Here is an 18758-nt window from a genome sequence, read left to right as displayed (position 1 = left end):
ATGTAACAGCTATCTCACAGACATCTCCCGGTCTTGAAATGGCGTATTTATATACCTATATTCCGCCTTTCAAAATCTGACTGTCATCAATACATTATGAATAAATTACTAAGTGCGGCGGCTGCCTTCGCCGGTTTATTGCTGGGCATGAGTTGTTCGGCACAGCTTGCGGTAAAGCCGGGTGATGCAAAAATAGCTTACATGGGCCGGGTTAAAAAGGGTGCCGACTCATCGTCGTTTTACTGGCCAGGCTCGTCGGCTACCGTTAATTTTATGGGTACGGGCGTTAAGGCCTCCATGAGGTCATTGCGTGAGCAGGGTTACTATTATGCTATTGTAGATGGTGATGCCGCCAAAGCCTTAAAATTTGGCGCCGATAGCAGCCGCAAGGAGTTTGTACTGGCTTCACACCTGCCTGCAGGTAAACATACCTTGCAGTTGTTTAAACTATCTAACAATACGTCCGAAGATGTCTTTTACGGTTTTAGTATTGATGGCGATGCTAAACTGCTTGCACCAGCCAAACTGCCAAAACGAAAAATTGAGTTTTATGGTAACTCCATTACCGCCGGGCACGGCGTAGATGTGCCCACCGGCCAGAAAGAAAGCGGCGCGCCGGAATATTTTAATAACTATTATACCTACGCCGCTCTAACGGCCCGGCACTACCAGGCGCAATACTCGTGCATTGCCCGCAGCGGCATCGGTGTAATGGTAAGCTGGTTTCCGGAAATTATGCCCGAAATCTACAACCGCCTGGACCCTATGGACGCTAACAGCTTATGGGATTTTAACAAATACACACCCGATGTAGTAGTAATTAACCTTTTCCAAAACGATTACTGGCTCATCAATAACCCAAACCACGAGCAGTTTAAACGCCGGTTTGGTACAGCCAAACCTACCGAAGAGTTTATCATCAATGCCTATCAAAACTTGGTAAGCAGCATTAGGGCAAAGTATCCAAAAGCACAAATTATTTGTGCGCTGGGCAATATGAACGCCACCGAGCCGGGTTCTAAGTTTCCGGGATATATTGAGCAGGCCGTGGCCCGCTTAAAAGACAATAATATACATACCTGTTTTTTTCCTTACAAAAATACTGGCGGACACCCTAACAAAACCGAGCAGCAGCGCATGGCAGATCAACTTATTAACTTTATTGATAAGACGGTGAAGTGGTAGTATCGTGTAGTTTGGTTGTTGCCTGGATGTAAGGCTTACTTTGCCTTTAACATACTTACAGCTATTGGTGGACACATCGCCGGATTTGGTTACATTGTTTTCAGGCGCACGAAAATTGTACTTCATTCGCTTGTCGTGCGGATATCATTGCATTATGGTGAGGCAGCATTATACAGTTCAATGCAGCCTTACCTTATTTGTGGCACAATGCAGCAATAGGCACGTTTGAACCGTTTGATTTCTTCACGGCTAATCAGGAACACGGAGCAGCAGAAGGATTGCATCATCCGACCGCTAGTGCTACTCATGTTGCAGAGCATATTGCGAAGTCATTATTGCCTTACCTTATAGTGTCAAGCGGTGGGATGTATAACTATGATGTGGAAAATATTGCCGGTTTAGAGGTAAAAGCTCAGCAGTTTTTTCAATTGCTATTAAAAAACTGCTTCAGTTAACATATAATTTGACTGGCTTAAATTTTGAATTAGCTGTTGTGATATTCACCTAAGCATCCCCGTTCGGAGTGAATAGAAACCACGAAACCAAATATTAACCAACTTATGAGCAATAAAATTCTACCATTTTTAATTATTGGTATAAATACAATATCTGTAGTGTTTATTGGATTTTTTAAAGTTAAATATCCTGAAACCATGGATGATTTGATGGATAAATTTGCGTAATACATTACATCCACACTAAGATGAATACAGCCCGGCCAACGCCGGGCTTTTCTTTTATCTTTGCCTCGAAGACTTAAGAAGAAGTAGAAGAACGTTACGCCCAGCTTAACGCGCTCGACCTGCCGGATAAATTTCAATTCGGCCAGGGCGTAACAACAGATAATTTAAAAAGCTCATTAGAAACCCGCATTAACATCATCCGTAGCAGCTGGGGTAGGGAGCTAGTTGTTAGCCCGCGCATCAAGGACTTGTTAGTTGCTAAAAACAAGCTCATGCCGGATAAAAATGAGTGGCGTTGCAGGGATGTTTTAGACGTTAAAATTTTTGGTCACATAAGTAACTGTAAATCAATAAGCTAAAATATTAGTAATGTTTATATATATAGGTCAAGCCATCTTTCCGCAAGGGAGGGACGGCCTTTTTTGTTTTAACAAGTTGGATGATTATTACAATTGATTGAATTTTGCAAATAACCGATTGATGCATGCAAACACACGGGCAGCTTTACACGTCATCTTTGTAAAAAATATTTCAACAGAGATGAACGACAACAAAAAAATAGCCCTGGTAACCGGCGGCAGCCGTGGCCTGGGTAAAGACATGGCTTTAAAACTGGCTCAAAAAGGGATAGACGTAATTATTACTTACCGCACCAAAGAGCAGGAAGCACAAAGCGTAGTAACGCAAATTGAACAGGGCGGGGGCAAAGCTGCTGCTTTAGCGTTGGATACCGGCGTGGTTTCGAGTTTTGATGTCTTTGCCGGTCAGCTTACCCAAACGCTGCGCGATCATTTTAACACTGATAAAATAGACTTTCTGGTAAACAATGCCGGGCATGGTGGTTATCTGCCGGTTACAGAGGTAACCGAAGCGTTTTTTGATGACCTGATGAATGTGCATTTTAAAGGGGTATATTTTCTGACTCAGAAAATACTGCCATTGATGAACGACGGTGGTGGTATCGTCAATATTTCGAGTGGTTTAACACGGGTGTCGATGCCGGGTTCGTCGGTTTATGCTTCGTTGAAAACCGCAGTCGAAACTTTTACCCGTTACTTGGCCAAGGAGTTAGGGGCAAGGGGCATCCGCGCCAACACGGTAGCGCCCGGCGCCATCATGACCGATTTTGGCAACGCCCGCCTGCGCAGCAGCGAGGAGATGCAAAAGAACATTAGTAACCTTACTGCACTCGGCCGTCCTGGCGTAGCCGAAGATATTGGCGGCGTAGTTGCGTTTTTGTGTACCGAGGATGCCCGCTGGGTAAATGCACAACGCATCGAGGCCTCGGGCGGTATGATGGTTTAAGTTTGTCGTAAACAGATAGGTGAGGGCCGGGGATATTGCCCTGCCCTTACTTTTTTATGGACCGGCAAGGGTTTACAGACCTTGCGGCTTAACTTTGATATTTGCAAATTTGTACGCTATGCCGGTAACCTCAGTCAGCGATTTTTACGAGAGCCATGGTGCTCACTTACCCAATAGCTTGGCCCGCGAGATTGGACACTTCAATGTGTTTGAGGCCGAAAAACTGTTTGACCCTAAAACGGGTAGCCGTGCTATGCCTTACAGTCGCCGGGCTTACTACAAAATAAGTTGGCTGCGGGGTAAAAGCCGGGCCGAGTATGCCGACAAGGTGATTGATGTACAGGCCGAAGCTCTGTTGTTTGCCACGCCTAAAATACCCTACCATTGGGTGCCGGTCGACGGTAACCAAACCGGTATGTTCTGCATTTTTACGCCCGATTTTTTATCGCAGGCCAAAACAGGCGTAGCGCTGGATGAATTGCCGCTGTTTCTGCCGGGCCAGGTGCCTGTTTTTCAGTTAGATGAGGCTGCCGTTACCGAGGTGGAATACATTTTTCGCAAAATGCAGCGCGAACTTAATGCCGATTACAAATACAAATATGATTTGCTGCGCAACCTGGTCATGGAGCTGATTCACTACGGGCAAAAGCTGCAGCCGCTTTCGGCAATGAGCACTACCCTAAACGCGTCAGAACGCATGGCTTCGCTATTTGTAGAACTATTGGAGCGCCAGTTCCCGCTCGAAACCGAAGGCCAGCGGCTGCAGCTGCGCACCGCGGCCCACTACGCCGACCGCCTGGCTGTACACGTGAACCACCTGAACAAAGTACTTAAAGATATAATGGGGAGCACCACTACCCAGCTCATTGGCAACCGTATTACCCAGGAAGCCAAAATCCTGCTCAAGCAGTCCCGCTGGACTGTAGCCGACGTTGCCTACGTGTTGGGTTTCGACGACATGGCACATTTTTCGAACTATTTTAAGAAGCAAACGGGGTTAACGCCGCTCGCATTCAGGGGGTGAGAGGAGTAACTAAAGTCGAATAAGCGTTTTGTTTAAGCCACTTTAAATAACCCATCAGCAAGCGTCTTATGCTGATTAGCATACTAACTTAAAGGTTATTTTGTATATTTAAATACAAGCATTAGCAATACGCCATCAAGAGATTATTTTTGTAAACGCAAACTTGTATATGCTTAAGTTGATGCTATATTTAATTACAGCATCATAATTGGTTAAACCATGACAACAATAACTGCAGAAATACCAGATACTAAAATGAGGGAAGTTTCGCTGTACATCAAAAAGTCAGGTGGTAAAATCATAGATACCAATGATAATCTTGGGACAGAAACAGATGAGGATGATGAGGTTACACATGGTGTTTTTTTTGGTGAAAACGTCAGGCGTGTAATTAAAGCATTCTTCTCAAAATAATGTCAACGGCAGACGATCTCAAAAAACTCCGGCTTAAAGCTCAGATAGGCATAACTACTGTTTTGGGCCTGGTTTCTATATACATTCTTCTTACACAGCCGGATAATTCATCACTTCAAAAATGGGCTATTGGTACTTTAGGTATCATTGTAGGTTATTGGCTTAAATAGAAGCTATTACAGTAGCCACTTTTCGCCAGCTACCTCTTATCATAATCTGTATTTGCCCGATATCTTAAAAGGAGAGTTTTTAAAAGTAAACAAACTTTAGTAAGGCAAAAAGCCGTAGGCAGGTAACCCATTGCCAACCCTTGTGACTCTCAAGCGGCAACACAAAAAAGGCGTTGCCCGGTGGCTATGCATTACCCTGCTCGGCTTTAAATACTTGTATTTCTTTAATGGTCGTTTCCCTGGTAAATCCACATGGCTTTGGTTTGACCGGCTTGTTCACAACCGCATCTTTTGTAAAAATCCACCGCTTTACCGTCGGCTACTAATATCTGCTGATGCAAGTGGCCATACTTTTCCTGCAGTTTAGCTATAATCATTTTACCAATACCTTTACCCTGATAATCGGGATGAACAATCAGATGTGAATAGTAAACTACCAGATAACCATCAGACAAGGCATTGCCTAAGCCCATCAGCCGGTCCTCGTGCCAGGCAGTAACCAATGTGTGCGAATTGATTAAAGCCTGGTACAACAAATCCGGTTTTTCGGCAGATGACCAGTGGTTAGCCTCATAAATCGGCAATACATCTTTTAGTTTAACGTCTTTGGTTTCTTTAATTTCTATAGCCATCTTTTCGGGATCAATTCAAAGTCTAAAATAATTTTTATTGCGTGCTCAACCCCGCCGGCACCTGCTTTTTACTAAACCGGTTTTTCAATCGTTCAATAATTAAGTACATAGATGGCACCACAAACAGCGTTAAAATCATAGAACTGGTTAAGCCGCCAATAATAACCCAGGCCATGCCGTTTTTTATTTCTGATCCGGCACCGGTAGCTACGGCTATAGGCAGCATACCTAAAATCATGGCCAGGGTGGTCATCAAAATGGGGCGTAAGCGTTCTTTGCCGGCTTCAATCAGCGCTTCTTCTACCGGGCGGCCTTCTTCTTTCAGCTGGTTGGTAAAATCCACAATCAGGATGGCGTTTTTAGATACCAGACCCAACAGCATAATTACCCCGATGATGGAGAAGATATTAAGCGTTTCCATGGCCAGCGCCAGCGCCAGCAAGGCACCCACAAGCGCCACCGGTATAGAAAACAGTACCACAAATGGGTAGATGGCGCTTTCGTAAAGAGCCACCATAATGAGGTACACCAGCAAGATAGCGATAATGAGCGCTAAACCTAAGCTGGCAAACGCATCGCCCTGGTTTTTTACATCACCCAAATACTCAATAGATACCCCTTCGGGTATTTTAACGGGTGCCAGTTTAGCCTTAATATCATTAGCTACGGTACCAGTGGGCCGGCCGGCTACGTTAGAGTTTACGGTAATAGAGTTTAAGCGGTCGGTACGCTGCAGTACGCTCTCACCCAGGCCCTCTTGCACTTCGGCAAACTGGCTCAGCACAAAGGTTTGTCCGTTAGCGTTGGTAAAGGGCAGGTTACGCACGTCGTTAACGTTTGATCGGTCGTAACGGTCCAGCCCAATTAAAATATCATACTCGTTGCCTTGTTGCTTAAACTTACTTTGGTCGTTACCGCTAAAGGCATTTTGCAGGGCAGCGCCCACTTGCCCGGCATTAAGGCCCAGCAAGGTCATTTTTTCGCGGTTAAGTTTAACCTCTACCTGCGGTTTTTGATCTTTTACCGATAGCTGCACAAACTGCGTACCTGGCACGGTAGCCATCAGTTTTTGGTACTGCTCGGCCACGCTGCGCACCGCCTTTAAATCAACGCCCTTAACAGCAATCTGGATAGGGGCCTGGTTGGCACCGCCGGTAATTGAGGTAGGCGAAGCCGTAATTTTTACACCCGATATGGCGGCGCTCAGTTTTTGCTGCATCATTACGCCGAACTGCTCGGCGGTGATGGCGCGCTTTTTAGCGTCCACCAAACTTACGGTAAGCTCGGCGCGGTTGCTGTTATTGCCGGCACCCACTACACCGCCGGTTACAAAGCCAATGCTCGAAAATACTTTTTCTACCTCGGGCTGGGCCATAATCATCTTTTCTACTTCCTGGGTAACCATATTGGTTTGGTAAATTGAGGCAGCCGGGGCCAGTTCCAGGTTAATCAGCAGCTCGCCTTGGTCGCTCGAGGGGATGAAGGCTGCCCCAATAAAGCCCTTGCCAATCAGCATTACCGAACCTACTATGAGCAGCAATACGGCCGATAATACATAACGTTTTTTGTGCAAAGCTTTGGAAAGCAAGCTGCCGTAATTTTCTTTAGTAACATCGATGATATGCTCAAAGCCTAAGTTTAATCTGCCCCACAAGGTAGCTTTGGTTAAATGCTCCAGCCGGCCAAAACGGCTGGCCAGCATGGGCGTAACGGTAAACGATACAAACAAACTCATGAGTGTAGAAAACACTACGACTAACGAGAACTCGCGCAAAATAGAACCGATGATACCGCCCGAAAAGGCCAGCGGCAAAAACACCACCACGTCAACCAAAGTAATGGCAATGGCGGTAAAGCCAATTTCGGCGCGGCCATCAACCGCGGCTTTCATGCGATCGGCGCCCATTTCCAGGTGCCGGTAAATGTTTTCGAGTACTACGATGGAGTCATCCACCAAAATACCTACCACCAGCGACATGGCCATCAGCGTCATGAGGTTGAGCGAAAAGCCCAGCATATACATGGCTATAAACGTGGGGATGATAGAGGAGGGCAGGGCCACCATCACAAACATCGAGCTGCGGAAACTGTGTAAAAAGGCCAGCATTACAATGCCTACAATCACTATGGCCAGCACTAAGTCATCCATCACCGCATCAGCCGAGCGCAGGGTGTAGGTAGACTGGTCGCTCGAGACGGTAAATTTTAGTCCGCGACCTTTGTATTGCTGCTCCATGCGGCTAAAGGCGGCCTTTACCTGCTCGCTCACGTCAACCGCGTTGGCATCGGTTTGCTTGATGATTTGCACACCAATAGAGGGCAGGCCGTTGATGTGGTTAATGGCGGTTTCTTTAGCGGTAGCATCTACCACCTCGGCAATGTCTTTTACATATATACTGCCGCCACCCAAACGCTGCTGCACAATCAGGTTGCGAATCTGCTCAATCGAGGTGACGTTGGCATCATACTGAATAGATACCTGCTGATCTTTAGTTTCAATACTGCCCGCCGGGAACGACTGGTTGGCGTTGCGGATGGCATCGCTCACTTGTGTAATGCTGAGGCTGTAGGCCTTAAGCTTGCCCTGATCAATATTTACCTGTATTTCGCGCTCGTCGCCGCCAATAATATTTACCTGGCCTACGCCGCCTACGTTTTGCAGCACCGGGCGCAGTTGCTTATCTACCAGGTCGTACAGCGCGCGCGGGGCCAGGGCAGAGGTAACGCCGGCTCGTATTACGGGCGCTTCCTCAAGATTAATTTTGTTGACTATAGGGCGGTCAATGTTATCGGGCAAATTATTTTGCGCCTGGTCGGCTTTGCGCTGTATGTCGCGCTCGGCCTGGTCAACGTTGGTACCGCTTTTAAGCTGTACTACAATTTGCGATACCCCTTCCTGAGAGGTAGAATTCATTTTATCCAAACCCTCTACGGAGGCAAAGGCATCTTCCAGCTTTTTGGTAACCGAGGTTTCTACCTCGGCGGCTGATGCACCGGGGTATACGGTGCTTACTACTACGGTGGCTACCTCAATGTTAGGCAGCAGTTTATAGTTAAGCTTAGAGTAGCTTAACGCACCAAACATAATAAGTACCGTAAATATAACGATGATGAGTAAGGGCCGTTTAACGGCAACTTCTGCAATTGACATAAATGTTTTTTATTTAGAGATACTTACCTCGGTGCCGTCTTTTAGATTGATCTGGCCCGAGGTTACTACTTGCTCGCCCTCTTTCAGTCCTCCGGTTACCTGGATCTGGCTGCCCATTTCGGCGCCGGTTTGTATGTTTCTGAGCCGGGCAACGCCGTTTTCAACCACGTAAACTGCGGCGCTTTTAATACTCTCGGTTAAAGCTTCGCGTGGTATAACAAGCACCCGTTGCCTGGTTTTTTTCGAAAAATCGGCGTAAACAAACGTGCCCGACCGCAGGATAGACTTTTGTGTGTTATCAATCAGTATCTCCACCATGTAGTTGTAAGTCTGGTCGGCCTGCGGACTAATAAAGCTTACCGTGCCGTTAAACACCTTGCCGGGGTACACATCGGTTGTTATTTTTACCTGCTGGCCCTGCGCTACCTGGTAAACCTCCGCTTCGGTCAGGTTTACCTGCACCTTGGCTCTGGATAGGTTTACAATAGTGGCTACCTCTGCACCGGCATTTACAAACACGCCCTGCTCAACCGGCTTAACCGAAATGATACCGCTGGTAGGCGCTTTAATGGCTGCATCCGAAACGCTTTTGCGGGCCTGGCTTACCTGGTTTTGAGCATCCAAGTAGTTTTGGCGTATCTCGTTCACTTTTTCTTGCGTGGCGGCTTTGCCTTGCAATAGCTCGGTGTAGGTATTTAAGTCGGCGCGCAGTTTGGTGGCGTTGCTCTGGGCCTTTTGCAGTTCTAACTGGGTGCTGCGGTTATCGGTTACGGCCAGCACCTGCCCCTGGGTTACGCGGTCGCCCAGGTTAAAGCGCACCTGCTGCAGCGTGCCGCCGGTTACGGCCAAAGCCTTGGCTTCTTTAAACGGCGCAAGGTTACCGGTTTTCATGATGCTGACTTCAAGCAGTTGCGATGCAGCAGCGGCAGCTTTAACCGGAATGCGTACGTTAGCTACCTTTACCGGCTTATTTTTTTCGTCGAGTTTCTTTTTGTTCGATGCCAGCCGGTAAACAATCAGTCCGAGCAAAACAACGATAACAATACTTACGATATACTTAGTTTTCATTTGCGAAATTATAGGGCCGAGTAAAAGGTTTTAAGGGTGCCGGCAGCTTTTTCGAGGTCAACTTTGGCCAGGTAAAAGCTGTAAAGCGAGTTCAGGTAGTTGTTCTGCGCTTCTTTGAGCGAGTTTTGCGCATTAAGCCAGTCAATCAAATTGGTAACGCCTTTTTGGTATTGCAAATCGGTGGTGGCAAAAACCGAGCGGGCCAGCTCAATGTTGCGGCGGTTATTCTCGGTGTTGGTTTGCTCTTTTAACATTTTGGTACGGGCGTTTTCATACTCTAACTGGTATTTGCCTTCGTCAAGTTTAAGGGTTTCCTGTGCGTTCAGGCGCTTATACTTTGCCTGGTTATATTGGGCATTGCGCCTAAAAAAATCAAACAGCGGAAAATTGAATTTAACGCCCACGGCGGAGTAGCTGGTCATGCTCGAAAATGCCGGGCCCAGGGCATCGCCGAAACCAATAGCGCCATACCGGGCATAGGCTGTTAATTTTGGAAATATGCCTGCCTTTATCCGGCTCTCGTCAATCTCCAGCAGCTTGGTATTTACCTCCGACAGGCGGAAATCGGTACGGTTATTTACCGAAAAGTTATTTTTATCGGCCAGTATGGGTATATCAGCCGCAGTGGCAGCCGGTGTGCTTTCTACCTGCAAGGGGTCGGCAATGGGGTAGCCCATTTCGTACTTTAACTGGTTTTCGGCCAGGGTTTGGTTGCTTTCGGCCACGCGGATCTGCGAGGTGGCGTTGTTATAATCCACCGTAATTTTGTCCAAGTCTTTTTGCAGGGTTACGCCTTTTTTTACCTGCAAGGCTGACACCTCCATTTGCTTGCGGTAGGTGTCCAAATTGGCTTTCAGTAAATCGAGTTGCTCGCGGTACACCAATATCTGGTAATAAGCGGTGCTGATGTTGTAGATGATAGTTTCGTCGTTTTTCTGCTGGTTAAGGTCGGCTTGCTGCGCGTTAAACTTATTAGCTTTTAAGCCGGTAAGCAGCGATTTGTCATACAACGTCTGATCCAGCTGGGCCACGCCGTTAGTGTTGTATTTTTTGGTAAAGGCCACCCGGATATCTGTCGGACTAAATATCCCTGCCGGAATCACGGTTTCCTGCACTTTCAGGTTGTCATCCACAGTTCCGTTTAAGCTTATGCTGGGCAGATAAGCAGCCAGCGCTTCTTTAGCGCGGGCATCGGCTGCCCGTTTTTCGTTAGCATAAATGGTGTTGCTGCGGTTGTTTTTAAGCCCATACTCGATACAACTTTTCAGCGTCCAGGTAGTTTGGGCCGCAAGCGTAAGGGGCAGTAAGGCAAATAATATAATGATGATTCTTTTACTCATGGCACAACGGCACATTGCCGATGATACAAAAGTAGGCTGCCTACCCGAGCCCAAGGGTTAAATGTACACGAAGAGCACAAAATGCAACCTGAAATGCACATATCGCGCCCTGAAATGTAAAGCAAGTTTTGCCGGATTTAAATGTATCGCTGCCTAAGCCTGTTAATGCTCCAGCCAGCGCAAAAAATCCTGTGCCTTAAGACGGCTTACCACAATTTTTTCGGGCACGGGGCATTGGGTTTTAACAATGAGCCTGCGGTTAAAATAATGCTCAATGTTTTGCACCATATGGCGGTTGATGATAAACTGCCGGTTGGCTCTAAAAAACGTATCGGGGTTTAGCATGGTTTCCAGCTGGTCAATGGTATACTGCACCAGGTACTGCTGGTTGTCGGCCATGTGAAGCGATACGGCACCGGCAGCGGCGTGCACAAAACAAATGTCGGCCACCTTAACAGGGATGATTTTTTCGCGGTAATGCACCAGGATGGATTGCCTGTGCGCATGCTCTATCTGTACAAGCGCCTTGTTTAAATTGCTGCTGTAGCTGCCGCCCGCATAGTGCTCTTTTATACGATGATACTTTTGCAAACTGCGCTCAACCATATCTTCTTCAATAGGTTTAAGCAGGTAATCAATACTATTAGCATCAAAAGCGTTAATGGCATACTGGTCATACGCGGTGCAAAAGATGATGGGCGCAACCGTTGGTATCTCCTTAAAAATCTCAAAGCTCAAACCATCGCCCAACTGGATATCCGAAAATATCAGATCGGGTGACGGGTGCTCCTTAAACCATTTAACCGACGATGCCACCGACGACAAGATAGCCAGTACATTCAGGTCACCGTCTAAAGCCTCCAGCGTAGCTTTCAGGTCTTTGGCGGTTCGGGGTTCGTCTTCAATGATGATAACGTTCATAGCTAATGAGTGGTAGCGTAACAGTAAAGCTTTTGTCGGTTTGCTGAATGCTTACCTCGCGGTCAAAAAGCAAACGGAAACGGTCGGCTATATTGGTAAGCCCTAACCGCGTGCTGTCTACCGGCACTTTTAAAGGCTCGCGGTTATTAGCAACCACAAGCTCCTGGTTTTGGTTTGTAAAAATGGTTACCTGCAAGGGCTTGTCTTCAGAAAAGGCGTTGTGCTTAATGGCATTTTCGATGAGCAGCTGTATTGATAGCGGTGGTATTAAGTGGTTGTTATAAGCCTCGGGCACCTCAATATGCACATGCAGGGCACTCTCAAACCGTTGGTGCAAAATATACAGGTAAGAGCGGATAAAAGCAAGTTCGTCTGCCAGGCGGGTTACCTGGTGCTCGTTAAAGTTGAGCAGGTAGCGGTACACGTGCGATAGCTGCACGATGAAGTTTTTCGTATCGCTTTCGCGGGTTATGGTTTTGAGCGTACTGAGCGAGTTAAACAAAAAATGCGGACTGATTTGTTGTTGCAGCGAAAGCAGCTGAGCCCGCAGGTGGGCTTGTTTAAATTGCTCATTCTCCAGCCGGGTAAGTTGTAATTTATCGTTAGTATCAATGTTGCTGTAAACGACGTAGGTAATCATCGCCACAAAAAAGGAGCCTACCAGCCGCCTCACCATATCTACATAACCCAAGCCCAGGTGGTTTTCGGGAAAGAAGAACCGGGCCGGAACCAACAACGAAATAACGTAATTAAATACCAATGCAGCCACCATGCTGATACCGATGCTCAGTAAAGCTTTAGCATAGGCCGTGTAGCCAGGCAAGCTAAGCTGCTTTACATAACCCTGTATCATCCAACAAATTAAGATAGATAGGGTAATGCTGGCAATATGCAGTACGTATTGCCACAAATTTACCAGCGCAAACGAGCCTGGCCGCATAAGCAGCGTTCCAATAGCCAGAATGCCGATCATGGTAAAGCACCACTTTAATTGATAGGTACGGAACATTTACCAAAGGTAAATACAAAAGCGCTGCGCTTGCATTTTACCAAACGGTAACTGTACAATTTAGTCGCCTAAATGTACATTACAGCGGTTGAGTTGTTTTGCTTACCGGGTAAAGGAAATGTATTGCCAAGTAAAAGATGGTATGCGATAGGTGCTTTATATACACTTTTTAATCAATCTTATCTTATAGATAAAAATTTAAATATTTAATTTACTGCAAACACAAATTGCACATCTTAAGTTGTAAGCACCATTACCGGCTAATTTTTTTTGACGGCGCTAACCCAATTATTAATTAAACTTATCTATTCTATTGCAAACTTTTTCCTCAAATCAGTCACCTTTCCGGTCTTTTTGGATGGCCGGATACGAATGTTCGGACAAACTAAACCTATACCGCCAGCGGGTTGATTTATTACAAGCCACCGGCCACCTGCAGTTAATGGATGCCGATTACCAGCTACTGCAGCCCTTTGGTATTAAAACTGTACGCGAGGGCATCCGCTGGAGCGTGGTAGAAAAAGTGCCTTACCAGTATGATTGGTCGGCCGTAGAGGTGATGCTGCAAAGAGGCCAAAAAAATGGAATTCAGCAAATCTGGGATATCTGCCATTTCGGTTTTCCGGACGGCTTAGATCCGTTCAGCCCCGATTTTACCGATCGTTTTGTGGCGCTATGCCGTGCGTTTGTTATTTTTTACCGATCGCAGTTGCCGCATGAAACCTTAATAGTGACGCCTATAAACGAGGTAAGCTATTTATCATGGTTGGGCGGCGAAAATTGTGGTACCGCACCGTATTGTAATGGCCGGGGCTGGGACGTGAAATATTACTTAATGAAAGCTTATGTTGCAGGGGTGGCAGCGATGCGCGCTATAGACCCTACCATCCGTATCCTGACTACCGAGCCTCTGGTAAACATGGTGCCGCCGCTTAACCCAACGCCCGAAGAAATAAACGAAGCCCTGATTGAGCACGAACTGCAATACCAATCGGTAGATATGCTTTGCGGAAACATTTGCCCCGAGCTGGGCGGCAAGCCTGAGTTCCTGGATATTTTAGGGTTTAATTTTTACTATAACAACCAATGGGTTATAGGTCAGCAAGATTTTTTGCCCTGGGCTAACCTGGAGCCAGACCCACGATGGAGGCCATTAAGTGATTTACTGCAAGAGGCTTATGAACGTTATGGCAGGCCAATGGTGATTACCGAAACCAGCCACTCGGGTATTGACCGGCCCCATTGGATTAATTTTATATCGCAAGAGGTGCAGCTATTGCTAACGGCAGGTTTGCCGCTTTGGGGCGTATGTTTGTACCCCATTATTGACCGGCCCGATTGGGATAATCTTAATTACTGGCACCACTCGGGCCTGTGGGACCAGCTTACCACAGTGCCTGGCACACACGAGCGAATATTGCATCAGCCCTATGCCGCTGCGCTTAAAAATGCGGTTGCGTTAACGGATGGGTTGTTGTTGAGTGATGGACAAATTGCCAGGTAAAACAGATGACGGGGCAAAGGTGAACTATCAGAAGCCGACTGTACAGGACAGTTAACCCAGCCTCATTTTATGATTAGCTAACGCAAAGCTTTATCTTCGGAAATAATTTTTATAAACCTAAGCGGCGGGTTGTGCCCCGTTGCAATGTACTGCTATTTACATGAAGAAAAGTTTACTGCTAACAGCTGCCCTGTTTATGGCTGCGTTAAGTGTCCGCTCGCAAGATTACGTCATAACCAAATACAAGGTAGGTAACGATAGTACTCAAATTAACACCAAAGCTATTCAAAAAGTAATTGATATGGCGGCGGCTAAAGGCGGCGGTACTGTTGTCATCCCGAAAGGAACCTACCTTACCGGGGCGCTGTTTTTTAAACCCAAAACTAAGCTCCGTTTGTTAGCGGGTGCCAGATTAAAAGGTTCTGATAATATTGCCGACTACCCGCTCATCCCGTCGCGTATGGAAGGGCGGCGGCTGGATTATTATGCAGCGGTGATTAATGCCACTAACGTTAACGGTTTTGCTATTACCGGGCCGGGCACTATTGACGGCAATGGCCTTAATTACTGGAAAACCTTTTGGGCACACCGCGACTCGATGAAACGCGCCGGTAAATCATCAACCAACCTGGAGGTGCACAGGCCGCGGCTGGTATTTTTGTGGGGATGCAATAACGTTAACATCAAAAACGTGAAGCTGCAAAATTCGGGTTTCTGGACTACCCACCTGTACCAGTGCAGCAACGTGCTGATTGATGGCTGCGACATCCGCTCACCCTACCAGCCCGTACCAGCCCCCAGCACTGATGGAATTGATATTGACGTATGTAGTAAAGTTACTGTACGCAACTGCTATATTTCGGTTAATGACGATGCTGTGTGCATCAAAGGCGGCAAAGGCCCAACAGCGCACAAAATGCCCGAGAACGGCCCGGTGGAAGACATCCTGGTGGAGAACTGTACCTTCGGCGAATCGCACGGTACACTTACTATTGGCAGCGAAAGCATCTATGCACAGCGCATTACCCTGCGTAACTGTAAGGTAAACAACCTGTGTCCGCTGCTGCGCATTAAAATGCGGCCTGATACTTATCAAACCTTCGAGAATATCACCGTAAGTAACATCACTGGTCGTTGCGGTACGCTGATTGATTTGAACCCCTGGAAACAGTTTTTTGATTTAGGTGGTAGCGCCGAAAAGCCTTACGGACAGGTACATAACATTACCTTTTCTGACATCAATGTAGACTGTACCAAGTTCGGCACTATCGACGGTAATGCAACCGATAAGATTGGCAACATCACTTTTAAAAACATCAAAGTTACGGCCGACAACCCCGCGCTGGCTTGCCGTTACCCCGATGTTAAGGTAGAAAACGTGGTAGCCAACGGTGCACCTCTGGTGATTAAAAAGTAAAGTATTTTAATTTGCAGGTTGCCTTTTTTAAGTCAACCTGCTATCAAGATTCAAAATAATAGAAGCAAATGAATTCCAGGTCACGGCAATTAACGGCATTGGCCATTGCGGCCTTTAGTTTATCTAATTTTACGGCAACAGCACAGGCTAACTGGCCGGCAGTTACGCAACAGGCTAAGCCCTGGGCACGCTGGTGGTGGGAAGGTAGTGCCGTTAACCCCAAAGACCTGGCCTGGAGTTTACAGAGCTACCAGAAAGCCGGGCTGGGCGGTCTGGAAATTACACCTATTTACGGCGTACGGGGGCACGAAAAGGAATTTTACCCGTTTTTGTCGCCCAAATGGATGGACATGCTGCGGTATACCTTGCAGGAGGCCAAACGCCTGGATATGGGCATTGATTTAGCCAATGCGACGGGTTGGCCCTTTGGCGGCCCCTGGGTAACCGATGCCGATGCCAGTAAAGAGCTGTTTTGGAAAACCTATGAAGTAAAAGGCGGCGGGAAACTGGCCGAAAAGATAGTTTTTGTGCAACAGCCCTTTGTACGGTCGGAGGCTGGCAGGAGAAATATTGACGAAATAAAGCAGCCCATTAGCAGCAACACCAATTTACAGGAGCTGGCTATTGACCAGGTGAGGTTTGAAAAGCAGCTGCCTCTAACCGCGCTGATGGCTTATAATGATGCTGGAGAGGCGGTAAACTTAACCGGAAAGCTCAACAGCAACGGGCAGCTGGACTGGACGGCCCCAGGCGGCGGCAATTGGCGCCTGTATGCATTATTTCAGGGCGACCATGGCAAAATGGTTGAACGTGCCGCACCGGGTGGCGAAGGCCTGGTGATTGATCATTTTTCGAAACCGGCATTAACGCATTATCTGGCCCGGTTTGATGAAGCGTTTAAAGGCGACAAGGTAAGCGGCATACGCAGCTTTTTCAATGATTCGTACGAGGTAGATGATGCGCAGGGGCAGGGTAATTTTACACCGCACTTGTTTGATGAGTTTGCGCGTCGGCGCGGTTATGATTTACGTACTCAACTGCCAGCTTTATTTGGCAAATCAACCCCTGAGTTAAACAGCCGCGTGCTGTACGACTATCGTGAAACCGTTTCTGAGTTACTGCTTGATAACTTTACCAAGCCGTGGCACGAGTGGGGCAAATCAAAAGGCGCACTCATCCGTAACCAGTCGCACGGGTCGCCATCTAATATATTAGACTTGTATGCCGCTATCGATATTCCGGAAACGGAAGGCAACGATATTTTACGCTTTAAATTTGCCACCTCGGCAGCGCATGTAAGCGGCAAGCCGCTGGCTTCTTCCGAGTCGGCTACCTGGCTGCACGATCACTTTTTGTCATCACTGGGCGATGTCAAGCAATCCATCGATAAATATTTTGTAGGCGGCGTTAACCATGTGTTTTACCACGGGGTCAATTATTCGCCCAAAGATGCTTCGTGGCCCGGCTGGCTGTTTTATGCAGCTGTACACTTTCAGCAAACCAACCCTTTTTGGCAGCACTTTCCGGCGCTCAACCAATATATTGCCCGTTGCCAGTCGTTTTTACAGCAAGGTAAGGCCAGCAGTGATGTGCTGATTTATTACCCTCTGGCCGATAGCTTTTCGCAAACAGGGGGTACGGCATTACTGAAACATTATGATGCTTTAAAACCCGACTTTAACGGCACCGGCTTTGCCACAGCAGCACAGCATATGTTAAGCAAGGGTTATGCTTTTGATTTTATATCCGACAAGCAGATCATCGCACTGCAACAAAATGGCGGCCAACTGCTTACCGGCGGCATCAGCTATCAAACCATACTACTGCCCGATTGCCGGTACATACCGCTCAGTACGCTGCAAAAAGTGGTCAGCTTAGCCCGCGGTGGTGCAACGGTAATTATTTATAAAAGCCTGCCTGTTGATGTACCGGGCTACGGCACACTGACGCAGCGGCAAAAAGAGTTTAAAGCATTGATAGCCTCACTCCAATTTAAACCTCAAAGTAACGGTACCCAAACTGCCAATGTTGGCAAGGGTAAGTTAGTGATAGCTGATGATGTGACCGCGCTGCTTACTGCTGCCGGCGTTAAACGCGAAACCATGACAGACGAGGGTTTGCAGTTTGTGCGCCGCACCCATGCCTCGGGCTATAATTACTTTATCAGTAATTCCGGCAGCAAAGCGGTGCAGGCCTGGGTGCCGCTTGCGGTTAAGGCAGCCTCGGCAACAATATTTAACCCGATGCTGGCGCAACGGGGCCTGGCGCGTATGCGCAAACTAACCAATGGTAATGCCAGCGTTTACCTGCAACTGCAGCCCGGCGAAAGCTGTATTGTACAAACCGCGGCTAAGGCCACGCAGGGTAAGCCGTATGCTTATTACCAGCCTGCGGGCAAGGTCACCGAACTTAACGGCAACTGGACGATTAGATTTACGGACGGCGGCCCTGCCTTGCCGCCGGTAATCACCACCAACAAACTAACATCGTGGACAGAATTAGGCAATGCTGATACCAAAACTTTTTCGGGTATTGCGGTTTACACTACCACCTTAGCCAAACCACAGGGCAAGGCCGCTATGTGGCAGCTTAATTTGGGCAGGGTGTACGAGAGCGCCGAGGTGTACCTTAATGGGGCCAAACTGGGCACGCTGCTGGGGCCCGATTACAGCATCAGCATACCGGCAACGGCCCTTAAGCCTGTCAATCAGCTCGAAGTAAGGGTAGCCAACCTGATGGCCAACCGCATCATTGATATGGATCAAAAGAAAATACCCTATAAAATATTTTATAACACCAACTTCCAGGCGCACGACAAAGCCAACCTGGGTGCCGACGGGCTGTTTACAGCAGCTAACTGGAGCCCCAAGCCGTCAGGTATAGTAGGTGTGGTAACACTCACTCCGTTAGTGCCAGTTGGTAAATAAAATATCAT

At 47.4% G+C, this 18758-nt stretch carries 15 protein-coding genes; 9 read left to right on the top strand and 6 right to left on the bottom strand.

Features of this window, described 5'->3' with window-relative positions; genetic code table 11:
* The first annotated feature begins 96 nt into the window (after positions 1–96).
* The 6 genes from AAGR14_RS12620 to AAGR14_RS12595 all read left to right on the top strand — a co-directional run bounded on the left by AAGR14_RS12620 (position 97) and on the right by AAGR14_RS12595 (position 4781).
* Positions 97–1185 carry an SGNH/GDSL hydrolase family protein gene (locus AAGR14_RS12620; RefSeq protein ID WP_342644573.1) on the top strand — a complete coding sequence of 363 codons (1089 nt, stop codon included), beginning with the start codon at positions 97–99 and terminating at the stop codon, positions 1183–1185.
* 197 nt (positions 1186–1382) lie between these two features.
* Positions 1383–1640 (top strand): hypothetical protein, encoded by a 258-nt coding sequence (locus AAGR14_RS12615; RefSeq protein WP_342644572.1) that lies wholly within the window; start codon positions 1383–1385, stop codon positions 1638–1640.
* A 768-nt stretch (positions 1641–2408) separates the two neighbouring features.
* Positions 2409–3173 (top strand): SDR family oxidoreductase, encoded by a 765-nt coding sequence (locus AAGR14_RS12610; protein ID WP_342644571.1) that lies wholly within the window; start codon positions 2409–2411, stop codon positions 3171–3173.
* 118 nt (positions 3174–3291) lie between these two features.
* Positions 3292–4197, top strand: a complete 906-nt coding sequence (locus AAGR14_RS12605; protein WP_342644570.1) for a helix-turn-helix domain-containing protein — start codon at positions 3292–3294, stop codon at positions 4195–4197.
* Positions 4198–4416: 219 nt separating this feature from the next.
* The gene (locus tag AAGR14_RS12600) at positions 4417–4611 is read left to right on the top strand and encodes a hypothetical protein (protein ID WP_342644569.1); all 195 of its coding nucleotides are present in this window, start codon (positions 4417–4419) and stop codon (positions 4609–4611) included.
* On the top strand, positions 4611–4781 hold the full coding sequence (locus AAGR14_RS12595; protein ID WP_342644568.1) for a hypothetical protein: 171 nt from the start codon (positions 4611–4613) through the stop codon (positions 4779–4781). Before AAGR14_RS12600 ends, AAGR14_RS12595 begins: the two co-directional genes overlap by 1 nt.
* Before the next feature lie 224 nt (positions 4782–5005).
* Here AAGR14_RS12595 and AAGR14_RS12590 read toward each other — a convergent pair whose 3' ends face one another.
* The 6 genes from AAGR14_RS12590 to AAGR14_RS12565 form a co-directional block, all read right to left on the bottom strand.
* The gene (locus tag AAGR14_RS12590) at positions 5006–5413 is read right to left on the bottom strand and encodes a GNAT family N-acetyltransferase (RefSeq protein WP_342644567.1); all 408 of its coding nucleotides are present in this window, start codon (positions 5411–5413) and stop codon (positions 5006–5008) included.
* A 34-nt stretch (positions 5414–5447) separates the two neighbouring features.
* The gene (locus AAGR14_RS12585) at positions 5448–8564 is read right to left on the bottom strand and encodes an efflux RND transporter permease subunit (RefSeq protein ID WP_342644566.1); all 3117 of its coding nucleotides are present in this window, start codon (positions 8562–8564) and stop codon (positions 5448–5450) included.
* A 9-nt stretch (positions 8565–8573) separates the two neighbouring features.
* Positions 8574–9632 carry an efflux RND transporter periplasmic adaptor subunit gene (locus tag AAGR14_RS12580; protein WP_342644565.1) on the bottom strand — a complete coding sequence of 353 codons (1059 nt, stop codon included), beginning with the start codon at positions 9630–9632 and terminating at the stop codon, positions 8574–8576.
* An 8-nt stretch (positions 9633–9640) separates the two neighbouring features.
* Positions 9641–10972, bottom strand: a complete 1332-nt coding sequence (locus tag AAGR14_RS12575) for a TolC family protein (protein WP_342644564.1) — start codon at positions 10970–10972, stop codon at positions 9641–9643.
* A gap of 162 nt (positions 10973–11134) precedes the next feature.
* Positions 11135–11893, bottom strand: a complete 759-nt coding sequence (locus AAGR14_RS12570) for a LytTR family DNA-binding domain-containing protein (protein WP_342644563.1) — start codon at positions 11891–11893, stop codon at positions 11135–11137.
* Positions 11874–12902 carry a histidine kinase gene (locus AAGR14_RS12565; RefSeq protein WP_342644562.1) on the bottom strand — a complete coding sequence of 343 codons (1029 nt, stop codon included), beginning with the start codon at positions 12900–12902 and terminating at the stop codon, positions 11874–11876. The genes AAGR14_RS12570 and AAGR14_RS12565 overlap by 20 nt, the downstream gene beginning before the upstream one ends.
* Before the next feature lie 358 nt (positions 12903–13260).
* Here AAGR14_RS12565 and AAGR14_RS12560 point away from each other — a divergent pair, with 358 nt between their 5' ends.
* The 3 genes from AAGR14_RS12560 to AAGR14_RS12550 all read left to right on the top strand — a co-directional run bounded on the left by AAGR14_RS12560 (position 13261) and on the right by AAGR14_RS12550 (position 18750).
* Positions 13261–14406 carry an amine oxidase gene (locus AAGR14_RS12560; protein WP_342644561.1) on the top strand — a complete coding sequence of 382 codons (1146 nt, stop codon included), beginning with the start codon at positions 13261–13263 and terminating at the stop codon, positions 14404–14406.
* 160 nt (positions 14407–14566) lie between these two features.
* On the top strand, positions 14567–15823 hold the full coding sequence (locus AAGR14_RS12555) for a glycoside hydrolase family 28 protein (protein WP_342644560.1): 1257 nt from the start codon (positions 14567–14569) through the stop codon (positions 15821–15823).
* Between the two features lie 68 nt (positions 15824–15891).
* On the top strand, positions 15892–18750 hold the full coding sequence (locus AAGR14_RS12550; RefSeq protein WP_342644559.1) for a glycosyl hydrolase: 2859 nt from the start codon (positions 15892–15894) through the stop codon (positions 18748–18750).
* The last annotated feature ends 8 nt before the right edge of the window (positions 18751–18758 follow it).

Origin of the sequence: Mucilaginibacter sp. CSA2-8R (assembly GCF_038806765.1) — a bacterium.
Classification (GTDB): Bacteria; Bacteroidota; Bacteroidia; order Sphingobacteriales; family Sphingobacteriaceae; genus Mucilaginibacter.
Note: the sequence above shows the minus strand (reverse complement) of the source record. Positions and strands in the feature narration are given on the sequence as shown.